18 protein-coding genes and 2 pseudogenes are annotated in these 20,301 nt (G+C 73.4%); 14 read left to right on the top strand and 6 right to left on the bottom strand.

Annotation, left to right across the window (positions count from 1 at the left end):
• The first annotated feature begins 5 nt into the window (after window positions 1-5).
• From LQ327_RS07450 to pknB, 6 genes and pseudogenes are all read left to right on the top strand, one after another.
• Window positions 6-485 (top strand): FHA domain-containing protein FhaB/FipA, encoded by a 480-nt coding sequence (locus tag LQ327_RS07450; protein ID WP_230731023.1) that lies wholly within the window; start codon window positions 6-8, stop codon window positions 483-485.
• Window positions 486-597: 112 nt separating this feature from the next.
• Complete coding sequence (locus LQ327_RS07445) at window positions 598-1,986, top strand: PP2C family protein-serine/threonine phosphatase (protein WP_230731022.1); 1,389 nt, start codon at window positions 598-600, stop codon at window positions 1,984-1,986.
• A pseudogene (locus LQ327_RS07440) lies at window positions 1,986-3,515 on the top strand (FtsW/RodA/SpoVE family cell cycle protein); the annotation flags it as partial. The gene LQ327_RS07445 and the pseudogene LQ327_RS07440, both read left to right, overlap by 1 nt.
• 290 nt (window positions 3,516-3,805) lie before the next feature.
• Complete coding sequence (locus tag LQ327_RS07435; protein WP_230731019.1) at window positions 3,806-5,293, top strand: peptidoglycan D,D-transpeptidase FtsI family protein; 1,488 nt, start codon at window positions 3,806-3,808, stop codon at window positions 5,291-5,293.
• 4 nt (window positions 5,294-5,297) lie between these two features.
• Window positions 5,298-6,710, top strand: a complete 1,413-nt coding sequence (locus LQ327_RS07430) for a protein kinase domain-containing protein (protein ID WP_230731017.1) — start codon at window positions 5,298-5,300, stop codon at window positions 6,708-6,710.
• On the top strand, window positions 6,707-8,716 hold the full coding sequence (gene pknB / locus LQ327_RS07425) for a Stk1 family PASTA domain-containing Ser/Thr kinase (protein ID WP_230731014.1): 2,010 nt from the start codon (window positions 6,707-6,709) through the stop codon (window positions 8,714-8,716). The genes LQ327_RS07430 and pknB overlap by 4 nt, the downstream gene beginning before the upstream one ends.
• Before the next feature lie 70 nt (window positions 8,717-8,786).
• Here pknB and LQ327_RS07420 read toward each other — a convergent pair whose 3' ends face one another.
• Complete coding sequence (locus tag LQ327_RS07420; protein WP_230731012.1) at window positions 8,787-9,437, bottom strand: aminodeoxychorismate/anthranilate synthase component II; 651 nt, start codon at window positions 9,435-9,437, stop codon at window positions 8,787-8,789.
• 161 nt (window positions 9,438-9,598) lie between these two features.
• Here LQ327_RS07420 and crgA point away from each other — a divergent pair, with 161 nt between their 5' ends.
• Window positions 9,599-9,856, top strand: coding sequence for a cell division protein CrgA (gene crgA / locus LQ327_RS07415; RefSeq protein WP_230731011.1), 258 nt, complete (start codon window positions 9,599-9,601; stop codon window positions 9,854-9,856).
• 111 nt (window positions 9,857-9,967) lie between these two features.
• Window positions 9,968-10,339: pseudogene (locus LQ327_RS07410) on the top strand (PH domain-containing protein); the annotation flags it as partial.
• 33 nt (window positions 10,340-10,372) lie between these two features.
• Here the strand turns inward: LQ327_RS07410 and LQ327_RS07405 are convergent.
• Window positions 10,373-11,269, bottom strand: a complete 897-nt coding sequence (locus tag LQ327_RS07405; protein ID WP_230731004.1) for a rhomboid family intramembrane serine protease — start codon at window positions 11,267-11,269, stop codon at window positions 10,373-10,375.
• A 67-nt stretch (window positions 11,270-11,336) separates the two neighbouring features.
• Complete coding sequence (locus LQ327_RS07400; protein ID WP_230731000.1) at window positions 11,337-11,867, bottom strand: peptidylprolyl isomerase; 531 nt, start codon at window positions 11,865-11,867, stop codon at window positions 11,337-11,339.
• 115 nt (window positions 11,868-11,982) lie between these two features.
• Here LQ327_RS07400 and LQ327_RS07395 point away from each other — a divergent pair, with 115 nt between their 5' ends.
• Window positions 11,983-12,795, top strand: coding sequence for a hypothetical protein (locus LQ327_RS07395; protein WP_230730999.1), 813 nt, complete (start codon window positions 11,983-11,985; stop codon window positions 12,793-12,795).
• 119 nt (window positions 12,796-12,914) lie between these two features.
• On the opposite strand, the gene LQ327_RS07390 is transcribed toward LQ327_RS07395, so the two are convergent.
• Both LQ327_RS07390 and LQ327_RS07385 read right to left on the bottom strand, forming a co-directional pair.
• The gene (locus tag LQ327_RS07390) at window positions 12,915-14,321 is read right to left on the bottom strand and encodes an alpha/beta hydrolase (protein ID WP_230730998.1); all 1,407 of its coding nucleotides are present in this window, start codon (window positions 14,319-14,321) and stop codon (window positions 12,915-12,917) included.
• A complete protein-coding gene (locus LQ327_RS07385; RefSeq protein ID WP_230730997.1) occupies window positions 14,318-14,611 on the bottom strand; it encodes a hypothetical protein in 294 nt (97 codons plus the stop codon). Before LQ327_RS07385 ends, LQ327_RS07390 begins: the two co-directional genes overlap by 4 nt.
• 301 nt (window positions 14,612-14,912) lie before the next feature.
• Here LQ327_RS07385 and mug point away from each other — a divergent pair, with 301 nt between their 5' ends.
• The 5 genes from mug (at window position 14,913) to LQ327_RS07360 (ending at window position 19,692) form a co-directional block, all read left to right on the top strand.
• Window positions 14,913-15,551, top strand: coding sequence for a G/U mismatch-specific DNA glycosylase (gene mug / locus LQ327_RS07380; protein WP_230730996.1), 639 nt, complete (start codon window positions 14,913-14,915; stop codon window positions 15,549-15,551).
• 63 nt (window positions 15,552-15,614) lie between these two features.
• A complete protein-coding gene (locus LQ327_RS07375; protein ID WP_230730994.1) occupies window positions 15,615-16,433 on the top strand; it encodes an N-acyl homoserine lactonase family protein in 819 nt (272 codons plus the stop codon).
• A complete protein-coding gene (locus LQ327_RS07370; protein WP_230730991.1) occupies window positions 16,430-17,722 on the top strand; it encodes a hydroxyacid-oxoacid transhydrogenase in 1,293 nt (430 codons plus the stop codon). The genes LQ327_RS07375 and LQ327_RS07370 overlap by 4 nt, the downstream gene beginning before the upstream one ends.
• A 69-nt stretch (window positions 17,723-17,791) precedes the next feature.
• Window positions 17,792-18,223, top strand: a complete 432-nt coding sequence (locus tag LQ327_RS07365; RefSeq protein WP_230730989.1) for an FmdB family zinc ribbon protein — start codon at window positions 17,792-17,794, stop codon at window positions 18,221-18,223.
• Window positions 18,220-19,692 (top strand): aldehyde dehydrogenase, encoded by a 1,473-nt coding sequence (locus LQ327_RS07360; RefSeq protein ID WP_230730987.1) that lies wholly within the window; start codon window positions 18,220-18,222, stop codon window positions 19,690-19,692. Before LQ327_RS07365 ends, LQ327_RS07360 begins: the two co-directional genes overlap by 4 nt.
• A gap of 1 nt (window position 19,693) precedes the next feature.
• On the opposite strand, the gene LQ327_RS07355 is transcribed toward LQ327_RS07360, so the two are convergent.
• Complete coding sequence (locus tag LQ327_RS07355; protein ID WP_230730985.1) at window positions 19,694-20,185, bottom strand: DinB family protein; 492 nt, start codon at window positions 20,183-20,185, stop codon at window positions 19,694-19,696.
• Window positions 20,186-20,301 lie beyond the last annotated feature (116 nt).

Raw genomic sequence — 20,301 nt, 5'->3', positions numbered from 1 at the left:
TCCCCGTGCCCGAACTCGTCCTCCAGCTCACCCGAGCGGCGTTCCTGGCGCTGCTCTGGCTGTTCGTCTTCGCCGCGCTACGGGTCGTGCGCTCGGACCTGTACGCGGCGTCCGGACTGCGGGCCGCGCCCGGCCGGCGACCCTCCCGAGGTGGGGGGACGTCGAAACCGGGCCGCGGCGGGGGTCGGTCGAGCGGGCCGAAGGCGCTGATCGTGACCGCGGGCGCACTGGCGGGCACCCGCATCGCGCTCGACGGCCGGCCGATCATGCTCGGCCGGGCCGACGACTCGACGCTGGTGCTCGACGACGACTACGCGTCCACCCGGCACGCGCGCATCTCCCAGTCCGGTGACGACTGGTACGTCGAGGACCTCGGGTCCACCAACGGCACCTATCTCGACCGCGCCAAGGTGACCGGTCCCACCAAGGTGCCCCCGGGCACGCCGATCCGTATCGGCAAGACCGTGATCGAGCTCCGCACATGATGGCTGACACCGCACGCGGGCACCGTGGCCCGCACGCCGCCGTGCCCAGGGACGCGCCCGCCGCACCGACCCGGGTGCAGGTCGTCCGTGCCCGTGAGTGCAGGATCGTCCCGTGACCCTGGTGCTGCGCTACTCCGCCCGCAGCGACCGGGGCCTGGTCCGGCAGAACAACCAGGACTCGGTCTACGCGGGCCCTCGACTCCTCGCGCTCGCGGACGGCATGGGTGGCCACGCGGCGGGTGAGGTGGCCTCCAAGCTGGTCATCGCCGCGCTCGTGCCGCTCGACGACGACGAGCCGGGCGACGACCTGCTCGGCGAGCTCGCCGAGGCGACCGCCCAGGGCAACGACGCCATCACCGAGCTGGTGAACGAGGAGCCCGACCTCGACGGGATGGGCACCACGCTCACCGCCGTCCTGTTCGCCGGCAGCCGGCTCGGCATGGTCCACGTGGGCGACTCCCGCGCCTATCTCTTCCGCGACGGCGTCCTCACCCAGATCACGCGCGACGACACCTTCGTCCAGTCCCTCATCGACGAGGGCCGGATCACCGAGGACGAGGCCGCGAGCCACCCGCAGCGCTCCCTGCTGCTGCGCGCCCTCACCGGTCACGACGTGGAGCCCTCGCTGACGGTGCGCGAGGCCCGCTCCGGCGACCGCTACCTGCTCTGCTCGGACGGTCTCTCCGGCGTCGTGAGCGCGGAGACCATCGCGGAGGCGCTGACCATCCCGGATCCGCAGACCTGCGCGGACCGGCTCATCGAGCTCGCGCTCAAGGGCGGCGGGCCGGACAACGTCACCTGCATCGTCGCCGACGTCGTCGACGTGGACTACGGCGAGGACCAGCCGATCTACGGCGGCGCCGCGGGCGACGGCCGCGCGGACCCGCCGCCGGGCGACTCCGCCGCGGCGCGAGCGTCGGCCGCGACCCTCACGCGCTCGGAGCCGACGCCGCGCCCGGATCCGCTGCCCGCCCGCAGCGACGCCGCCCGCGGCCGGAGCAGGCCGCGCCGCTCCCGCCTCGCGGTGGTGCTCGCCGTCGTCGGCGTGATCGTGCTGGCCGGGCTCGCGCTGCTCGTCACCCGCCTCTGGATCTCTCAGCAGTACTACGTCGGAGTCTCGGGGGAACAGGTCGTCATCTATCAGGGCGTACGCGGCGACGTGCTCGGGGTACAGCTCCAGGACGTCGCGGAGCAGACCGGTCTGCAGGTCGGTGACCTGACCCAGGTGGGCCGGATGTCGGTCACGGGCGACTCGCTGCCCACCTCCGACCTCGACGCGGCGCACCGCACCGTCGAGCGCCTGCGCACCGACGAGCTGCTGCCCGCGTGCAAGCCGCCGGCAGCCACCACGCCAACGCCCGCCGTGCCGGGGACGCAGCCGATCGTTCCCACCACCGCCGCCGCGCCGGGAGCCCAGGCGCCCGCGGCCGCCAGCGCGGCGCCGCCGACCGTGTCCACGTCCCCGCAGGTCCCGGGACGCGACTGCCGCCGGGTGCAGTAATGGCCCGCCCCGCCCAGGCCGCGCCCGGCAGCGGACGGAGCGGCAGCGCCCGTCCCGCCGTCGAGGCGCCGGCGGACCGCACCGCCCTGCGCCCGATCGTCGCCGCCGCCGTCTCCACCCGACGCGGCATCGAGCTGGCGCTGCTCGCCTTCGCCGCGATCATCACGACCGGCGCGCTGGTGCTCGTCGAGGCCAACCAGAACCAGGAGCTCAACCTCACCCTGCTGTACCTGGGGCTGGGGTACCTGGCGCTGTTCGGGGCCGCGCACCTCGCGGTGCGGAAGTTCGCGCCCTACGCCGACCCGGTGATGCTGCCGTGCGCCGCGCTGCTCAACGGGCTCGGCCTCGTGATGATCCACCGGATCGACCTGGCCAAGGCCGTCCGCGCGATCAACCTGGGCAACCCGGCCCCGGACCCCGACGCGGTGAAGCAGCTCGCCTGGCTGGCCCTCGGCCTGGTGATCTTCGTGGTCGTCATGTGGCGGGTGAACGACCACCGCGCGCTGGCCCGGTACGGGTTCACCGCCGGCTTCATCGGGCTGGTCCTGCTCGGGCTGCCCGCGATCCTGCCCTCGACGTTCTCCGAGGTGAACGGCGCGAAGATCTGGATCCGGGTCGGCGGCGCGGGCATCCAGCCCGGTGAGTTCGCCAAGATCCTGCTGACGATCTTCTTCGCGTCGTTCCTGGTCTCCAAGCGCGAGCTGTTCACGACGGCGGGCAAGCACTTCCTGGGGATGACCTTCCCCCGCCCGCGCGACCTCGCCCCGCTGCTCATCGCGTGGGTCGTCGCCATGGGCGTGCTGGTGTTCGAGTCCGACCTCGGCACCTCGCTGATGTTCTTCGGGATCGTCCTCTCGATGATCTACGTGGCCACCGAGCGCTCGTCGTGGGTGCTCATCGGCCTGGTCATCTTCGGGGCGGGCGCGTTCGCGGCGTGGACGTTCGTGTCCCGTGTACAGCTGCGCGTCGACGTCTGGCTCAACCCGCTGGGCGACCCGGCCAACACCAGCTTCCAGGTCGCGCAGGGCCTCTTCGGCCTCGCGACCGGCGGCATGCTCGGCACCGGCCTCGGGGCCGGGCGCCCGGACCTGGTGCCGCTCTCGAGCACCGACTTCATCTTCACGTCCATGGGCGAGGAGCTCGGGCTCGTCGGGCTCATGGCGCTGCTGCTGCTCTACGGCCTGATCTCCACCCGCGCGCTGCGCACCGCGCTCGCCGTGCGGGACACGTTCGGCAAGCTGCTCGCCGCGGGCCTCGGCTTCACCATCATGATCCAGGTGTTCGTGGTCGCCGGCGGCGTCATCGACCTCATCCCGAACACCGGCCAGGCCGCGCCGTTCATGTCCTACGGCGGGTCGTCGCTGGTCGCGAACTACGCGCTCGTCGCCCTGGTGCTGCGGGTGTCCAACGCGGCCCGCCAGCCCGCGAGCGAGAAGGACAAGGCCCGGGCCGAGCCCGGCCAGTCCCCCGCGGCACACCGGGCCCCGCTCGCCGAGGCCAACACCGAGATGGTGTCGCGGGGCGAGGCGGCGACGCCGCCGCAGGGGTCCCCGGCCACCCCGCACGAGGCGGCCGGAGCGCCTTACGGCGGGGCCGTGTCGCCCGCCGCGGGCGCCACCCCGCCCCGGGGCGGACCGCTCGCGCCGTCGGGCCACGGCCCGGCCGGACCCAACCAGCCCGGCCCGAACCAGGCCGGACCGAACCCGCCCGGACCGGCCGGCCAGTCCGGGCCCGGGGCCCACCGGCCCGGTCCGGTGCCACCGCCGTCGCGAGACAGGACCCGCTCGGGCGAGCACGCCGACGGAGGGAGGACCCGAGAGTGAACACCCCGCTGCGTCGGGTCTCCCTCGTGGTCATGGGCCTAATCGTGCTGCTGCTGGGCCAGGCCACCTGGGTCCAGGTCGTCAAGGCCGACGACTACAAGGCGAACCCCTACAACCAGCGCGTGCTGCTGGACGAGTACTCCCGCCAGCGCGGGCAGATCAGCGCGGGCGGCGAGGTGCTCGCGGCGAGCGTGCCGACCAACGACCGCCTCAAGTACCTGCGCCAGTACTCCAACGGCCCGGCGTACGCGCCGATCACCGGGTACTACTCGCAGGTCTACGGCTCGAACGGCATCGAGCGGGCGATGGACTCGGTGCTCAACGGCTCGGACGACCGGCTGTTCGTGCGGCGCATCTCCGACGTCGTCACCGGCCGCGCGCCCGCCGGCGGGAACGTCGCGCTGACCATCGACCCCAAGGTCCAGCAGGCCGCGTACGACGCGATGGCCTCCAAGGGCTACTCGGGCAGCGTCGTCGCGATCCGCCCCCAGACCGGCGAGATCCTGGCGATGGTGTCGACGCCGTCGTACGACCCCAACCCGCTGGCCAGCCACGACGGCGCGACCCAGAAGGCGGCCTGGAACGGGCTCAACCCCGACAGCCCGGACTCGCCCCTGATCGACCGGGCGATCAGCGCGACCTATCCCCCCGGCTCGACGTTCAAGCTGGTCTCCAGCGCGGCCGCGCTCGAGAACGGCCTGATCACGCCGAACTCGCCGGTCACCGCGGCACCGCGGATCACGCTGCCCGACAACACCACCACGCTGGAGAACTACAACGGCGAGGCGTGCGGCTCCGGCCCGACGGTGCCGTTCTCGGTGGCGTTCGCGAAGTCCTGCAACGGACCGTTCGCGCAGCTCGCCGACCAGGTCGGCGCGGACAAGCTCCGCGCCATGGCGACCGCGCTGGGCATGGAGAACACCGCCCAGACGATCCCGATGCCGGTCGCCGAGTCCGACCTCGGCGACCTGTCGGACGCGTCCGCGCTCGCGCAGTCCGGCATCGGCCAGCGCAACGTGCGCATGACCCCGCTGCAGAACGCGATGATCACCGCGACCATCGCGAACGGCGGTCTCCCGATGCAGCCGCACCTGGTCAGCCAGATCCAGGGCCAGGACCTCTCGGTGGTCGACACCACCGACCCCGACCGCGGCACGCGGGCGTTCTCGTCGACCACCGCCCAGACGCTGACCCAGCTGATGATCGGGTCGGAGAACGGCGGCACCGGCAGCACCAGCAGCGGCAAGATCCCGGGCATCCAGCTCGCCTCGAAGACCGGGACCGCCGAGCAGGGAGCGACCCCGAAGACCAGCCCGCCGCACACCTGGTACGACGTGTTCGGCCCGGTGCCCGACCCCACGGTCGCGGTGTCGGTGATCGTCGAGAAGGGCGGGAACCGCGGCGACGACGCCACCGGGTCGTCCGTCGCCGGCCCGGTCGGTCGCGCGGTCGTCGCCGCGGCCCTGCAGCAGGGAGGGAGGTAGCGCCATGGCTCCGACCACGGGAACCCTGCTCGCCGACCGCTACCGGATCGGGCGCCGCATCGCGATCGGCGGCATGGGCGAGGTCTGGGAGGCGCAGGACTCGCGCCTCGACCGCACCGTCGCCGTCAAGATCCTCAAGGCCGAGCTGTCCGGGGACCCGGAGTTCCTGCACCGCTTCCGCACCGAGGCCCGCACCGCCGCGTCCCTGAACAACCCCGGCATCACCCAGGTCCACGACTACGGCGAGACCACCACCGACTGGACGACCGCCAACGGCACCGTCCAGGTCCCGGTGGCCTACCTCGTCATGGAGCTGGTGCGGGGCGAGCCGCTCGCGCAGCTGCTCTCGGTGCACGGCCGGCTCGGCGTCGACTTCACCCTCGACATCCTCGAGCAGTCGGGCTACGCGCTCGACGCGGCGCACGAGCGCGGGCTGGTCCACCGCGACGTCAAGCCCGGCAACATCCTGGTGACCCCGAACAACCAGGTGAAGATCACCGACTTCGGGATCGCGAAGGCCGTCGACGCCGCCCCGGTGACCCGCTCGGGCATGGTCATGGGCACGGCGCACTACATCGCACCGGAGCAGGCGGGCGGCGGTGACGCCGGTCCGGCGTCGGACGTGTACTCGCTCGGCGTCGTGGGCTACGAGTGCCTCGCCGGCCGCCGGCCCTACCTCTCCGAGAACGCCGTCACGGTCGCGATGATGCACATCCGCGACCCGCTGCCCCCGTTGCCGCCGGACGTGCCGCCGGTGGTGCGCCAGCTCATCGAGCTGACCCTCACCAAGGACCCGCGCGGCCGCTACGCCACCGGCGGGGAGTTCGCGCGCGCCGTGTCCGCGGTGCGCCGCGGCGAGCCGGTGCCCCGGCCGGGTGCGGGGACGGCCGCGACGGAGGCGGTCAACCCGGCGACCCGCGTCGCCCCGGCCACCACCCGCGAGCCGCAGCCCGCGCCGGCGCCCCGCCGCGACCGCTGGGAGGACCAGCCGCAGCAGCGCCGCCGGGGGCCGTGGGGCGCGGTGGCGGCGATCGCGCTGGTCGTGGCGCTGCTGGCGGTCGCGGGCTACGTACTGCTCTCGAACACCCAGACCAGCGCGCCGCCCGCGCCGGTGGCCACCCCGACCACGACGACGACCACGGCGGCCCCGACCACGACGACCCGGGCGAGCCGCACCACGACGGCCACCAGCTCGGCGTCGGGCAACACGGTGAACGTCAGCAACATCGACTACGTGGGGCGGCCCGCCTCGGTGGCCGTCGCCGCACTGCGCCAGGACGGCCTGGACTCCGACGTCCGGACCGTCCTGGGCTCGAAGCCGAGCGACCCGTCGGCCTGCCGGGTGCTCTACGTGTCCCCCACCGGGGACGTCCGCCGCGGGGACACCGTCACCGTGACCTGTCAGGAGTTCGGATGACCACTCCCCGCCTCCTGTCCGACCGCTACGAGCTCGGTCCCGCACTGGGCTACGGCGGGATGTCCGAGGTCCACGGCGGTCGGGACGTCCGGCTGGGCCGCGACGTGGCCATCAAGGTGCTGCGCGCCGACCTCGCGCGCGACCCGCAGTTCCAGATCCGCTTCCAGCGCGAGGCGCAGAACTCGGCGGCGCTGAACCACCCCGCGATCGTCGCGGTGTACGACACCGGCGAGACCTGGGCGGACGACATCCCGCTGCCCTACATCGTCATGGAGTACGTCGCCGGCCGGACGCTGCGCGACATCGTCAAGACCGGCGGACCGATGGATCCGCAGCGGGTCTGCGAGGTCATCGCCGACGTGTGCTCGGCGCTGGACTTCTCCCACCGCTACGGGATCATCCACCGCGACGTGAAGCCGGCCAACGTCATGATCACCCCGTCCGGGGCGGTCAAGGTGATGGACTTCGGCATCGCGCGGGCGCTCTCCGACGCCCAGCCCGCGGTGACCCAGACCGCCGCCGTCATCGGCACCGCGCAGTACCTCTCGCCGGAGCAGGCCCGCGGCGAGGCCGTCGATGCGCGCTCGGATGTCTACGCGACCGGGTGCGTGCTCTTCGAGCTGCTCACCGGGCAGCCGCCGTTCACCGGCGACTCGCCGGTCGCGGTGGCCTACCAGCACGTCCGCGAGGACCCCGACGCGCCGTCGCAGCTCAACCCCGCGGTGCCGCCGGCCCTCGACGCGATCACGCTCAAGGCGCTCGCGAAGAACCCGTTCAACCGGTACCAGACCGCGGGCGAGATGCGGGACGACCTGATCCGCGCGCTGCAGGGCGACCCGGTCGAGGCCCCGCTGGTGATGTCGGACGACGAGCGCGCCGACTACATGAACCAGACCGGTCCGACGCAGATGGTCGGCCCGGCCGCCTACGCTGGCGGGCCCGCGACCGACGCGGGCGACTTCGCGGCCTGGCAGGCCGAGCAGGAGGACCTCCGGCGCTCCCGGCGCCGCCGTCGGAACGGGATCATCGCCGGCGTGCTGGTGCTCGCCGCCGTGCTGGCGGGGCTGTTCTGGTTCACCTCGCCGTCCAACCGGCAGTTCGCGATCCCCGACGTCACCAACCAGCCCCAGGACGTGGCGCTGCGCACCCTGAGCGGCGCCGGCCTGCGTCCGAACCTGGTCCAGGTCGCCTCCGACCAGGGCCAGGTCGGTCGGGTCATCGGCACCGACCCGGGGGCGGGCACCGAGGTGCAGCCGGACACCGTCGTCGCACTGCGGGTCGGCCGCGGTCCCGACCGTGTCCCCACCCCGCAGCTCGTCGGCCAGACCGCCGACCAGGCCCAGCAGATGGCGCAGGCCGCCGGGCTGACCCTCACCCCGGTCCCCCAGAACCGCCAGGTCGACGACCCGTCGCAGGTGGGGAAGGTCCTCTCACAGGATCCCTCGCCGCAGACCCTCGTCGCGCCCGGGACCGCCATCCAGCTCACGGTCGGCCAGGCCCGTCCGACGCTGCGCATGCCCGACGTCACCGGCCAGGACCAGTCCACCGCGACGCAGACCCTCGAGGGCGTGGGGCTGCAGGTCACGACGAGCCAGGTCGACGGCGGGGGCAAGGCCGGCACGGTCCTGTCCACCTCGCCGTCGGGCGGTTCGACGGTGGCGCAGGGATCGAAGGTCACGCTGTCGGTGTCGAAGGGCAACCAGCTGCAGGTGCCCTCGATCGTCGGGAAGTCGCAGTCCGACGCGCTGTCCGCGCTGGCCGCGGCCGGGTTCAGCGGGAACCTGCAGACCAACCCGACCGACGTGGACGACCAGAGCCAGGACGGCAAGGTCCTCAGCCAGAGCCCGACGGCGGGCAGCGTGGCGGGCCCGAAGGACACGATCACGGTGACCGTCGGCCGCTTCAACGGCGGCGGCAACGGCACCGGCGGGGTGTTCGGTGGGAACGGCGGCACCAGCGGGACCGGCAGCACCAGCGGTGGCGGCGGGCTGTTCCCGGGGAACTAGGTGCGCTACGCGCTCGTGAGCAGTAATTGACGCTGTGGCGTCAATTACTGCTCACAGGCGAGGAGCGCACCTACGCGGGCGGCGCCGCGGCGAGGGCCAGGGCGCGGACGTCGCGCACCAGGTCCTCGACGAGGGTGTCGGCCACCGGGTGACCGCAGCCGGCCATCCAGGAGGCCAGCATCCGGTGCCCGTCCTCGGTGAGGACCGACTCCGGGTGGAACTGCACGCCCTCGAGCGGCAGGGTCCGGTGCCGCATCGCCATGAGCACGCCGTCGGAGGTCCAGCCGGTCGGCTCGAGCACGTCGGGCAGCGAGTCCGGCCGGACGGTGAGCGAGTGGTACCGCGTGGCGGTGAACGGGTCGGGCAGCCCCGCGAGCACGCCCGCCCCGCCGTGGTGGACGCTCGACGTCTTGCCGTGGCGCAGTTCGGGCGCGCGCTCGACCACCGCGCCGAACGCCTCCCCGAGCGCCTGGTGCCCGAGGCAGACGCCCAGCATCGGCCGACCGGCGGCGGCGCAGCGCTCGATGACCTCGATGCTGCGGCCGGCGTCGCGCGGGGTCCCCGGGCCGGGGCTCACGAGCACGCCGTCGACCTCGTCAGACAACGTGAGGACGTCCGCGGCGTCGTTGCGACGCACCACCGGCTCGGCCCCCAGCTGGGCGAGGTACTGGACGAGGTTGTAGACGAAGCTGTCGTAGTTGTCGACGACGAGGACCCGCACGGCGCCAGCCTACGGTCCGGGTGGGCGACGCGGGTCCGGCCGATCGAGCGCCTGGGCTACCGTGGAATCCGACACGCGCACGTCTCCGGGGTGCGTGCCGCACCGTGCGCCGCGACCCCGTGCCGGACGTGCCCGCCACCCCGTCCCGAGCGGAGCATCCCGTGCCCAAGTCGAAGGTCCGCCGCAAGCCGGCCTACACCCCGCCGCCCCAGGCAGCGGCCGCCAAGACGTCGGGGCCCTCGCACCCGGCCTACGTCGGCATCATGCTCGGGATCGGCCTGCTAGGACTCGCGTGGCTGGTCGTGAACTACCTGGCCGGCGAGAAGATCCCCTTCATGGCCGAGCTGGGCGGCTACAACTTCCTCATCGGCTTCGGCCTCGTCGTGATCGCGCTGCTCATGACGATGAAGTGGCGCTGACGCCGGGCCGAACTACACGGATGTCATTCGTCCCCACTGTGGACGCACCCTGTGGACAACTCTGACGACGACCTCCCGCGCCGGTGGGCGGCCCCGGTCCCCGCGGTCGTCATGGGGCTGGTGGCGGCCGTCGGCCTGCTCGCGTGGGTCGTGCTCGGCGCCCGCACCGGCACCCTCGACGGACCCGGCCGACTGCTGCTCGGCGTCGCCGGGGTCGCGATCGGCGGCGCGGCCCTGGTCGGCCTGCGCGCCCGCCCACGGCTGGCCGCCGACGAGGACGCCCTGGTGCTGCGCGGGGTGCTCGGGACGCGGCGCTGGCCCTGGGCGCGCGTCGACGCGGTGCGGGTGGTGCGGATGCGCCGCCTCGGGCTGCCGGCCGCCTACCTCGAGATCGACGCCCGCGACGACGACGGGACCGAGCGGCTCCTCGTCATGGGTCGGCTCGAGCTCGGCACCGACCCGGTCGACGTCGCGGACGCGCTGCAGGCGCACCGCGCCGACGCCGGACGGGTCCGCTCAGGCCGTCCGTCGGCAGGAGGCGGCGGTGTCGCAGACGATCGAGCCGAACGACACGTCGCGCAGGACGATCGCGAGGAGCAGGACGACGACGACCCCGCCGGCGACGACGAGGCCCGCGGCCGGCCGTGACCGCGCCGGGCCGTGCACCATCCCGGCGGCGACGACCGCGCCGACGACGAGCCCGCCGAGGTGCCCGAGCAGCGAGATGCCGGGGATCGTCAGCGAGAGCACGACGTTGATCCCGATGATCACGAGCGCCTGGGTCATCGGGAGCCGCATGCGCCGCAGCAGGACGACGAGCGCGCCCATCAGCCCGAAGATCGCGCCGGACGCCCCGGCGACGGTGCCGCCGGGACTGCCGAAGAGCATCACCGCGGCCGACCCGCCGAGCAGCGAGACCCCGTAGAGCACCGAGAAGCGCAGCCGGCCCAGCACCAGCTCGATGTCCCGGCCGATGAACCACAGCGCGATCATGTTGAACAGCAGGTGCAGCAGTCCGATGTGCAGGAAGCCGGACGTCACCAGGCGCCACCAGCCGCCGCCCGCCACCTGGACCGGCGCGAGGGCGGCGGCCGCGAACAGCGACCCGTCGGTGTTGTTCGCGACGCTGCCCGCGTTGATCACGGTCAGCACGAAGACCGCGACGTTGATCGCGATGAGGGTCGGGACGACGACGGGCGTCGAGCTCCCGACCTGCCGCCGGACCCGCGGGGTGCTGCGGGCGCCCGCGGACACGCAGTCCACGCACTGCATGCCCACGGCGGCCTCGCGGAGGCACTCCGGGCACGCCGGCCGGTCGCACCGGGTGCAGCGCAGGCCGGTCGGCCGGTCGGGGTGGCGGACGCAGACCTGGGTGTCCGCCCGGTGGGGCGGCCCGGCCGCGGGAACGGTCATGCCGCCATTGTCCGGACTCTCCGGTGACGGCTGCGTCGGATCCGTCGGATCCGTCGGGTTGCCCCGTTCAGCGGGTGACCTCGACGGTCTCGATCACGATGTCGGACACCGGGCGGTCGCCCGGACCCGTCGGCGCGGCGGCGATGGCGTCCACGACGTCGCGCGAGGACTGGTCGGCGACCTCCCCGAAGATGGTGTGCTTGCGGTTCAGCCAGGTCGTCGGCGCGACGGTGATGAAGAACTGCGAACCGTTCGTCCCCGGCCCCGCGTTCGCCATCGCGAGCAGGTAGGGGCGGTCGAAACGCAGGTCCGGGTGGAACTCGTCGCCGAACTTGTAACCCGGCCCCCCGCGACCCGTTCCGGTGGGATCCCCGGTCTGCAGCATGAAGCCCGCGATCACACGGTGGAAGATCGTGCCGTCGTAGAACGGCCCGCTCGACGAGCCCTTCGCGTTCGGCTCGCTGTACTGGCCCTCACCGGTCGCGAGTCCCACGAAGTTCGCCACGGTCTTCGGGGCATGATCGGGGAAGAGGTTGACGGTGATGTCGCCGTTCGAGGTGTGCAGCGTCGCGGTCGGCCCGTTCTCGGCATTCGTCACGGGCGTCATGGTGCCACCGTCGGCGTAGCGGGTGTGACGCACCGGCGGGTCGGGCACTTGCAGGCAGGGGAATGGCGGGCATGATGAGCCGCCACCGAGGAGTGAGGTGTCGCCGTTGAGCAGCAAGACCGTGATCGGTGCCAGGCAGGACCTGGACGACGCGCGCAAGGAAGGCCGCCGCGCACGCAAGAAGGCGGCCAAGCACGCGGAGAAGGCCGCCGCCCAGGCCCGCAAGGACCGGGAGAAGGCACGCAAGGAGGGCGCCAAGAAGCGCGCCGAGGTCCGCAAGGACGTTCGCAAGGCCGCCGACGAGGCCCGTCAGCGGGTCCTCGACGCCCGTGCCGACGCCCGCAAGCGGGCCGAGGAGGCGCAGGGCGAGGCTCGCCAGCGTGCGCAGGAGGCCCGCGCGGAGACCCGTCGTCGCGCGAACCAGGCCGCCAAGGAGGCGCGCAAGCAGGCGAAGGTGTACGCCAAGGACGCGCGCAAGCGTCTCGAGGCGTCGCCGCTGCCGAGCAACGCCGACGAGCTGCGTGAGTTCGGCGAGTCGTTCCGCGGCTCCCTCGAGGAGGGTCTGACCGCGGCGCGCAAGGACCTCGCGGCGCGCATCGAGCCCGAGGAGCCGAAGAAGAAGCGTCGCCGCTGGGGCCTCTGGCTGGTGCTGGGCATCCTGGGTGCCGGGATCGCGGTCGTCGCGACCCGCAAGGCCCCCGAGCTCCCGCCGCCGCCCCCGCCGGCCCCGCGGCCGAAGCCGGCCACCGCGACGAGTCCCTCGAAGGACACGCCCGCGGCCAAGGCCGGGGCCGTGCCGGACCCGTCCGAGGACGGTGGCGTCGTCCCGCCGAAGGGGCCGGCCGACGCGGTCACGCCGAAGCCGAGCACCAACGGCACCACCGGGAGCAGCAAGCCGGCGGGCGGCGCGAAGAGCTAACGCGCCGCACCCCGGTCCTCCTCGCGGCCGGTCAGGACCTGCACGACGGATCCTGACCGGCCGCGGGTGTGTCCGGGGCCGGTTCACCTCGGCTTCCCGATTCAGCTGGGCTTGCCGGTTCAGCCGGCGGGCCGGAGCGCGCGGTCCCGGCCGAGGATCGCCCGCAGCCGGTCCCCGGCACCTGACATGCGGTCCTCGACGACGTCGTCGGCGCGCCCGTCGACCACCGCCGCGACCCCCTCGGCGCTCGTGCTGCCCGGGTGCAGGTACTCGCCGTGCCCGCTCGAGCCGCTGCTCGCCGGGAGCGCCCTCCCGGAGGCGCCGGTCCGGGCGGCCTGCGGCGCGGTCGACATCCCGCGGACCGCGGGCGAGGAGTTCGGGTCCGGGCCGAACCAACCGGCGTCGGCCACCGGGTCGCGGCGGGCCTCCGCCACCCAGACGTGCCCGGGCCGCGCAGGCGCCGGCGTGACCCCCGGTGAGCCGAGCAGCACGACGTCGTCGATCCCGGGCGCGACGGGCAGGGCCTGCGCGACCGTGAGCGTGCCGTAGGAGTGCCCCAGCGCGGTGACGTGCGGCGGCCCGTCGGGATGCGCCGCATCCAGGCCGGCCACGAACGACGCGAGCCGTCCGCCGCCGTCCGACGCCGGCTCGGTTCCGAGCACCGAGCGCGCCGGGTCGGTCACCTCGGACCACTGCGGCGCCGCGTAGTCGTACCAGGCGACCATCGCGGCGTCCGGGCCCGCGCGTGCCGCGACCGCATCGAGCTCGGCGACCCGCCCCGGGAGGTCCTCGGCCCGCGCGGTGAACCCCGGGACGAACACGCCCACGTGCCGGGCGCCGTCGACGTCCCCGGTGACCACCGCCGCGCGACCGCTCACCGGGTCGAGCGCGAGCAGGCCGTGCCCCGGGGCCGCGGCGGCGGCCTCGACGGCGGCGAGGCGACCGAGCCGGGCGCGGACCTCGGCGAGACGCGCCTCGACGTCCTGCAGGTCGGCGAACCCGCCCGCGTGGTCCCGCGCGAGGTCCAGGGCCGCCGCCTCGGCCTCGCCGTCGCGCCGGGCCGCGGCGAGGCGGAGCCGGTTGGCCCGGTCACGGTCGTGCGCCGGGATCCCGTCGAGCGCGCCGACGAGGTCGGGCCGCTCGGCCGTCAACCGGTCGCGCTCGTCGGAGCGCAGGCCCGCCCACCAGTGCGCGACCGCCGCCGGGGCCGGACCGTCCACCGGCGCGCTCCGGGCCGTCGGCCCGACCCTCCCGGCGGCGAGGAGTGCCGCGGTCAGTCGCTCGTCGTGCGCCTGGTCGAGCGGGGCGGTGGCCGTGGGCGCCACGTCGGCGAGGACCGTCGCGAGCCGGCGGGCGCGGTCGAGCAGGCCCGCGCCCCGGTCGACCAGCCGGGCGTGCGCGCCGCGGGCCGCGTCCGCGGCGGCCCCCGACCAGCCCTCGGGCACGGCGACCGCGAACACCGCCCGTTCCCAGGACCCGACGGCGAGGACGAGGTCACGGGCGAGCCCGGCGAGCGGGGTCGTCACCGGCCGAACGAGGCGGCCAGGGCCTCCTCCACGACCGCCCGGTCGTCCGCGTCGGCCTCGAGCGCCTCCCCGAGCTCCCGGGCGCCGCGGGACCAGGCGGCGGCGTCGGCGGCCCAGCTCGCGGCCAGCGCGGTCGCCTGTCGTGCGGTCTCGGTGCCCGGTACGGCAGCCGCGAGCATCCGGAGGGAATCGACCATCGCGCCGGCCGCGCTCGCCGCCTCGTGGACCGCTCCCTCGATCTCCTCGACGGCGTCGCGCACCGCGTCGGTGGGGTGGATGAATCCGTTCATGTCCCTGTGACGGCCCGGGTTCCGCCGCGGCTCCCGGGCGGCGCCGTGCCTGTGGACGACCGGGGGTCACGCTGCCGGTGGGGATGACCGGCTGCGCCGTTCGGCGGCCGGGGCGGGGTCCGCGCCGCCCCGCGCCAGTCGACGACGGGCACACCACGCATCCCGTTACGCCGGCCAACCTGCGCCACGTGCCCCTCGCCAGGCCCGGCCGCTGCCGAGTGCCCAGCCGACCAGACCCACCCACCTTGTCGCGGGGATCCACCGCCCGAGCCGGCCCTGTCGTTGTGATTCACTGCGACAAGTGGCAGGGCAGACCGCAGGAGAACGCGACAAGGCACCCCGCCCCACCCGCGCCCAGCTCGAGGCCGCCCGCGACGAGCTCCTCCCGGACGTCCTGCCCGGCCCCGGCGACCCGCCCCTCGAGGTCCTGTTCAGCGGCATCAACCCCGGGCTGGTCTCCGCCTACACCGGCCACCACTTCGCACGCCCCGGCAACCGGTTCTGGCCCGCGCTGCACGCCGGCGGCTTCACGCCCCGCCTCCTGGCCCCCGCCGAGCAGGGCGAGCTCCCGGCCCTCGGACTAGGCATCACCAACGTCGCGCCGCGCGCCACCGCCCGCGCCGACGAGCTCTCCGACGCCGAGCTGACCGCCGGCGGCGAGCGGCTCCGGGCCCTCGTCGCCACCACGAGACCGGCCTGGCTCGCCGTCGTCGGGATCGTCGCCTACCGGGTGGCGTTCGCCGACCGCGCCGCCGTCGTCGGCCCCCAGGAACCCCGGATCGGCGACACCCGGATCTGGGTGCTGCCCAACCCGAGCGGCCTCAACGCGCACTACACGCCCGCCGCGCTCGGCGAGGCGTTCGCCGCGCTGCACCGGGCCGTGCACGACATGGACACCAGTGACGTGCATCGATGCGCATCCGGCGATCAAGACTGTTGACGGTGGCCCCGGTCACAGGCAGGGTCCTGGGCGAGGGGACCCGACTCGACGCGGAGGTCAGCGGTGGCCAGTGGCGACATCAAGGTGAGCATCCTCGACTGCGGGGCGATGACCGCGGATCTGACGTGGTTGCTGCTCAAGCCGGGGCGGTCCATCCGCCCCCGCCAGCAGCGCGACCAGCCGACCGAGTGGGCCACGGTGCCGACGCACTGCGTCCTCGTCGAGACGCCCGACGGCACGATCCTGTGGGACACCAGCTGCCCGCGTGACTGGGAGGAGCGCTGGGGCCCGACGGGCCTACAGGACTTCTTCCCGTACGAGAAGGTCAGCGACGACGAGTACCTGGACTCGCGCCTCAAGCAGGTCGGCGTCGGGGTCAACCAGATCGACTACGTGGTGCTCAGCCACCTGCACTTCGACCACTGCGGCAACGCCGACCTGTTCAAGGACTCGTCGGCGAAGCTGATCTGCAGCGACAAGGAGAAGGACTTCGCGTTCGGCTTCGACGGCCTGTTCACCGGCGCGCACCTCAAGACCGACTACGAGAACCTGAACTGGGACACCGTCTCCGGCGACACCGAGTTCCTCCCCGGCGTCACGCTGCTCCAGACCCCCGGCCACACCCCGGGCACGATGTCGATGCAGGTCGACCTGCCCGACACCGGCACGATGATCTTCACGTCGGACGCCGTGTACATGGGCGAGTCCTACGGCCCCCCGACCACACCCGCCGCCATCGTCAACGACATGGGCCAGTTCTACTCGTCGGTCGAGAAGATCCGCGGCATCGCCGAGCGGACCGACGCCACCGTCGTCTTCGGCCACGACGCCGACCAGATCCACCAGCTCAAGACCGTCTCGAACGGGGGCAGCTACACGTGACCGTCCCAGGCATCCCCACCGAGGAGTCCGTCTTCACCTGGGGGGCTCCGCCGCTGAAGTTCGGCGCGGGGGCGGCCGACGAGATCGGGTTCGACCTCGCGCAGTACGGCGCGAAGCGCATCCTGCTGATCACCGATCCCGGGATGCAGCAGACCGGGCTGCCCGACCGGATCGCGGACTCGATCCGCCGCTTCGACATGACCGTCGAGATCTTCGACGGAGTGCACGTCGAGCCGACCGACGACTCGATGAACAAGGCGATCGGCTACGCCACCCAGCAGGGTCCGTGGGACGGGTTCGTCGCCGTCGGCGGCGGCTCGTCGATCGACACCGCGAAGGCCGTCAACCTGCTGACGACCTACCCCGGCGAGCTGATGGACTACATCAACAAGCCGGTCGGCAGCGCCCAGGCACCGCCGGGGTCGCTCAAGCCGCTGATCGCGGTCCCGACGACGGCGGGCACCGGCTCCGAGTCGACGGCGATGTGCATCCTCGACGTGCTCTCGCTGCGGGTGAAGACGGGCATCAGCCACTGGCGGCTGCGGCCCACCCTCGCCGTCGTCGACCCGCTGCTCACGCTGACCCTGCCGCCCCAGGTCACCGCGGCCGCCGGGATGGACATCGTCTGCCACGCGCTGGAGAGCTACACGGCGCGCTGGTACACGACGTTCGACCGCAAGAAGCCCGAGGAGCGGGTGACCTACTGCGGGTCGAACCCGGTCTCGGACCTGTGGTGCGAGAAGTCGATGTCGCTGCTCGCCCGGTCGTTCCGCACCGCGGTCGAACGGGGCGACGAGGACGTCGACGCCCGGATGGACATGATGATGGCGGCGACGTTCGCCGGGATGGGCTTCGGCAACTCGGGCGTGCACATCCCGCACGCCAACGCCTACCCGATCGCCGGGCAGGTCCGCGACTTCCGGCCGGCGGGCTACCCGCAGGACGAGGCGATGGTGCCGCACGGCATGTCGGTCTCGCTGACGGCGCCGGAGGCGTTCCGGTTCTCGTTCGAGTCCGCCCCCGACCGGCACATGGCCGCGGCGAAGCTGCTCGGTCCGAACGCCGAGACGCAGAGCAACGCGTCGGAACAGCTGCCGCACGTCGTGACCGAGCTGATGCGCGACATCGACATCCCGAACGGCATCGGTGCGGTCGGGTTCGGCGAGTCGGACATCGGCGATCTCGTCGACGGCACGATGAAGCAGCAGCGTCTCCTCGCGACGTGCCCGCGCACGCCGACCGAGGACGACATCGCCGACATCTTCGCCAAGTCCATCAGCAACTGGTAGCTGCGCATGTGAGTGGATTTGGTCGTCTGGACGACCAAATCCACTCACATGGCCCGGAGGGCCTCCCGAATGCCGATCTACGACTACCGCTGTGACTGCGGCCTGCGCTTCGAACGGCTGATGGGCCGGGACGCCCCCGCACCCGCCTGCCCCGAGTGCGGCGAGGCCACCCGGAAGGTGCCGTCGCGCCCGGCGCTGCACGGCCAGGCCGACGCCGGGCTGGCGAAGGAGCAGATGCCCCAGACATGGCGGGGCACCTACCACGGCAACCGCGAGTACCTCACCGCGATGCAGCGGAAGTGGGACCAGCGCCAGCGCCTCGAGGACAAGCACCCCGAGCTCAAGGGCGACACCCGCCCGGTCGCGGCGCACGAGGGCCGCTACGAACAGGTCCCGCTGCGGGCCGGCGAGCCGATGATCACGCCCGCGGCCGAGTCCCCCGCGCACGGGCACGGCCACGGACACGGGCACGGCCACGGCGGGTCGAAGGAGACGACGTGAGCGACCTCGAACAGCTGTCGATGGTGATCGGCGGCAAGGCCGTCGGGGCGGTCTCGGGGAAGACCTTCGAGTCGCAGAACCCCTACACCGGCAAGTCCTGGGCGCTGATCCCGGACGGCGGCGACGAGGACGTCGACAACGCCGTGGCCGCGGCCCGGTCCGCCCTCGACGGCGAGTGGGGGCAGCTGACCGGGTTCGCGCGGGCGGCCTGTCTGCGCCGCCTCGCGGACCTCATCACCGCCAACGCCGAACGCCTGGCCCGCCTCGAGGTCAACGACTCCGGCAAGCTCTACCGCGAGATGCTCGGCCAGCTCAACGGGCTCGGCGGCTGGTACCACTACTACGCCGGGATCGCGGCCACCCTCGAAGGCCGCCAGATCCCAGCGCCGAACCCGAACTACCTCGTCTACACCCGCCGTGAGCCGGTCGGTGTCGTCGCCGCGATCACGCCGTGGAACTCGCCGCTGCTGCTGATGAGCTGGAAGGTCGCGCCCGCGCTGGCCGCGGGGTGCACCGTCGTCATCAAGCCCTCCGAGCACGCCCCCGGCTCGACCCTCGGGTTCGCCGAGCTGATCGCCGAGGCCGGGATCCCGGACGGCGTGGTCAACGTCGTGACCTCCTCGACCGGCGGCCCGGGCGCGCACCTCGCGGCGCACCGCGGCGTCGACAAGGTCGCCTTCACCGGGTCCACCGCCACCGGGCGCAAGGTCGCCGTCGCGGCGGCGGAGAACCTCAACCCGGCGACGCTCGAGCTGGGCGGGAAGTCGCCGCAGGTGGTGTTCCCGGACGCCGACCTGCAGGCCGCCGCCAACGGCCTCGTCGCCGGCGTCTTCGCGGCCACCGGGCAGACCTGCATGGCGGGCTCGCGGCTGATCGTGCACGCCGACGTCCACGACGAGCTGGTCCGCCTGGTCGCCGAGCGCGCCTCGCAGATCAAGCTCGGGGACCCGTTCGCGGAGGACACCGAGATGGGTCCGGTGGCCAACGGGATGCAGTACGAGAAGGTCGTCGGCTACCTGCGCACGGCCCGCGACGAGGGCGCGACGGTCGCCTACGGCGGGGCGGCCGACGAGGGTCTGGGCGGCTACTTCGTGAAGCCGACGGTGCTCTCGGTGAAGCCCACCGACACGGTGTTCCGCGAGGAGGTCTTCGGGCCGGTGCTCGCGGCCACGACCTTCACCGACGAGGACGAGGCCGTGAAGCTCGCCAACGACACCCCGTACGGCCTGGCGGGGGCGGTGTGGACCAAGGACGTGCACCGCGCCCACCGGATCGCCGCGCGGATCAAGGCGGGCACGGTGTGGATCAACGCCTACCGGGTCGTCGCGCCGAGCGTGCCGTTCGGCGGCTACAAGGACTCCGGGCTCGGCCGGGAGAACGGGGCCAAGGCCGTCGACGCCTATCTCGAGGACAAGGCGGTCTGGGTCGAGCTCACCGGCGGCACCCGCGACCCGTTCACCCTGGGCTGAGTCACGGCATCGCGTCGCGGTCGACGAGGATCTCCACCGCCTGATCCACGTGGCCCGTGGCGTGGCCGATGATCAACGGCGTCCACTCCTCGACGGTCATGGTGCCGAGGTCGGGGATCTCGACGGTGCGCCGCAGGATCTCGTCGGGAACGTCGGGCAGCACGGTGGCGACGGTGCGCCGGGTGCTGGCGAGCTGGCCGACGGCGAGCGCGACGGTGGGCGGCGGGTAGCCCTTCGCGTCGTGCCCGATCTCCTCGCGGAAGAAGAACCGCAGGTCGGGGTCGGCCCGGAGCCGGGCCACGTCCCCGCACCAGAGCACCACCGAGACGTTGATGTGCGAGATCACCTGGGCGACGGTGAATCCGCCGTCGCGGTGGGCGCGGTGCAGGTCCCCGTCGCCGAGCTTCCCGACGATGCCCGCGAGGCGACCGAGGGCCGCGTCGGCATCGGCGACGGCCCGCGCCGTGACGGAGGAGGAGTCGTCCACGGACATCGGCTGCCCTCTCGCCGGGGGTGATCGTCCGAGTCCACACCCCGCCGGGCACCTCACGCACCCCGCCGGTCGGACGGGGTCGCGGGTGATGTGTCGTCGACGGCGACAGTGGTGTG

The sequence above is a fragment of the Actinomycetospora endophytica genome (assembly GCF_021026375.1).
GTDB lineage: Bacteria > Actinomycetota > Actinomycetes > Mycobacteriales > Pseudonocardiaceae > Actinomycetospora > Actinomycetospora endophytica.
The sequence above is the reverse complement of the archived record's forward strand: the minus strand, read 5'-3'. Positions and strand labels throughout refer to the sequence as shown.

What these genes read in the sequence shown, in the direction of transcription:
- LQ327_RS07430 (WP_230731017.1), top strand. Translation starts at nt 5,298, where the DNA reads ATGGCTCCGACCACGGGAACCCTGCTCGCCGACCGCTACCGGATCGGG.
- pknB (WP_230731014.1), top strand. Translation starts at nt 6,707, where the DNA reads ATGACCACTCCCCGCCTCCTGTCCGACCGCTACGAGCTCGGTCCCGCA.
- LQ327_RS07405 (WP_230731004.1), bottom strand. Translation starts at nt 11,269, where the DNA reads ATGACCGTTCCCGCGGCCGGGCCGCCCCACCGGGCGGACACCCAGGTC.
- LQ327_RS07385 (WP_230730997.1), bottom strand. Translation starts at nt 14,611, where the DNA reads ATGAACGGATTCATCCACCCCACCGACGCGGTGCGCGACGCCGTCGAG.
- LQ327_RS07365 (WP_230730989.1), top strand. Translation starts at nt 17,792, where the DNA reads ATGCCGATCTACGACTACCGCTGTGACTGCGGCCTGCGCTTCGAACGG.
- LQ327_RS07355 (WP_230730985.1), bottom strand. Translation starts at nt 20,185, where the DNA reads ATGTCCGTGGACGACTCCTCCTCCGTCACGGCGCGGGCCGTCGCCGAT.